The sequence below is a fragment of the Mesorhizobium sp. M7D.F.Ca.US.004.03.1.1 genome (assembly GCF_003998635.1).
Lineage (GTDB): Bacteria > Pseudomonadota > Alphaproteobacteria > Rhizobiales > Rhizobiaceae > Mesorhizobium > Mesorhizobium loti.
The window spans coordinates 1-2079 of the sequence record NZ_RZQG01000999.1; the positions used below are offsets into that span (position 1 = coordinate 1).

The 2079-nt window shown below is 64.9% G+C and carries 2 protein-coding genes; one reads left to right on the top strand and one right to left on the bottom strand.

Annotated features, from left to right (window positions below):
- Window positions 1-58 precede the first annotated feature (58 nt).
- Entirely contained in the window at window positions 59-1252 is a 1194-nt protein-coding gene (locus EN935_RS32990; protein WP_127264962.1) for a nickel/cobalt transporter, read from the top strand.
- 25 nt (window positions 1253-1277) lie between these two features.
- On the opposite strand, the gene denD is transcribed toward EN935_RS32990, so the two are convergent.
- Window positions 1278-2079, bottom strand: an 802-nt coding sequence (gene denD, locus EN935_RS32995; protein ID WP_164771566.1) for a D-erythronate dehydrogenase, incomplete at its 5' end; no start/stop codon positions are given.

The window sequence follows — 2079 nt, forward strand, 5'->3', positions numbered from 1 at the left end:
GCACCGACATGAGCAAGATCTTCGCCACCAAGCTCGAACTGACCTGTCAGCCAGAAGGATGAAGCCGGTGACGAAACCGTCCCTGCGTTTGGCATTCGGCCTGTTGGCCGTCACCGTTGTCATGATGCATTTTGCCAACGGCGCCCATGCCCAGAGTTCGCTCGGCATCGGCGTCAATGACGGTATGGCGCCCACCACCGGCCCGTTTGCCCACATCCTGATGTGGATCAATCTCAGGCAGCAGGAATTCTATCGCGCGCTGGCAACGGCGATGAAGGCGATGCGCCAGGACGGCAGCAAGATCTGGATACTCGTCGGCCTGTCCTTCGCCTACGGCATTTTCCATGCCGCCGGCCCCGGCCACGGCAAGGCGGTGATCTCGTCCTACATGGTGGCCAACGAAGTGGCGCTGCGCCGCGGTATCCTGCTGTCCTTCGTCTCGGCACTGCTGCAGGGCCTGACCGCGATCGCGGTGATGCTGCTCGCTTATTTCGTCCTGCGCGGCACCACCGTCTCGATGACCGACGCGGCCTGGTTCATGGAAATCATGAGCTATGTCTTCGTCACCATCTTTGGCGCCTGGCTGCTGTGGCGCAAGCTCGGTCCTTCCATCCTGCGCCTGTTTGGCAGGGGACCCGCCTACAGCCTGTCGGCGGCTCATGCCGGTCATTCTCATGGTGGCCATTCGCATGGCGGCCACTCGCATGCAGGTCATTCGCATGCGCTGCAGGTGCATGACGATCACGCCCACGCGCATAGCCATTCCCACGATCATCACGACCACGGCGCGCATGATCACGTCCATGATCACGCCACACACGATCACGCCACACACGATCATGCTCATCACGATCACGCGGCGGGTGAGGTCTGCGACACCTGCGGTCATTCGCACGCACCCGACCCGGCACTGCTGTCGGGCGATCGCTTCGACTGGCGCACGGCCTGGTCGGCGGTGGCGGCGGTGGGCATCCGCCCCTGCTCCGGCGCGCTGATCGTGCTGAGCTTCGCACTTCTCAACGGGCTCTGGCTCGGCGGCCTGCTGTCGGTGCTGGCGATGTCGCTGGGAACCGCGATCACCGTTTCGGCGCTGGCCACACTCGCGGTGACCGCCAAGAACTGGGCGGTGTATTTCGCCGGCGACGGCCGCATGGGCAACCGCATCCACTCGATCGTCGAGATCGGCGGCGCGGCCTTCGTGTTCCTGTTCGGACTGTTGCTGCTATCGGCAAGCCTGGCGACCGGCGGATGATGCCCAGCGCCGCGAGGCTCGGAGTTTAACCCGCGACCTTGCCGCCGAGCTCATCCTCGATATGCGCGCGGATGATCTCGTCAAAACTCTTTTCGGCGCTGAACCCAAGTTCCCTCGAGCGCCGCGCCTCGAACCGCGTCGGCCAGCCCTTGACGATCGCCCAGATCGTCGCGTCCGGCTCCTCGCGGATCAGTTTCACCACCTTTGGGCCGGCGATGCGTTCCAGCGCCTCGATCTGCTCGCCAACACTAACGGCGACGCCAGGCATCGTCAGGTTGCGGCGCGGCCCGACGGCGCTGCCGTCGATTCCTGCCGCATGGATCAGGAAATTGACCGCCGAACGCGGACTGGCGTGGGTGTGCACGACCGAGCGCGGCACCGGCAGGATCGCCTCGTGGCCGCTCAAGGGCTCGCGGATGATGCCGGAGAAGAAGCCCGAGGCCGCCTTGTTCGGCTTGCCGGGTCGCACGCAGATGGTCGGCAGCCTGATGCCGATGCCGTCGAAGAAGCCGCGCCGCGTGTAATCAGCCAAGAGCGCTTCGCTCATCTGCTTCTGCGTGCCGTAGGAAGTCAGCGGCGTCGGATGGAATTCGTCCGGTATGACATCCGGGAACGGCGCGCCGAACACCGCGATCGACGAGGTGAAAACGACACGCGGCGCAAAGCCGGCCAGCCGGATGGCGTCGAACAGCGCTCGCGTGCCGTCGAGATTGACGCGGTAGCCTAGATCGAAATTGGCTTCCGCCTCGCCCGACACGATGCCGGCGAGATGGAAGACAACATCGGGACGCGACGCGACCAGGCGCTCGGCAGCACCCGCCTCGGCG

What these genes read in the sequence shown, in the direction of transcription:
- EN935_RS32990 (WP_127264962.1), top strand. Translation starts at nt 59, where the DNA reads ATGAAGCCGGTGACGAAACCGTCCCTGCGTTTGGCATTCGGCCTGTTG.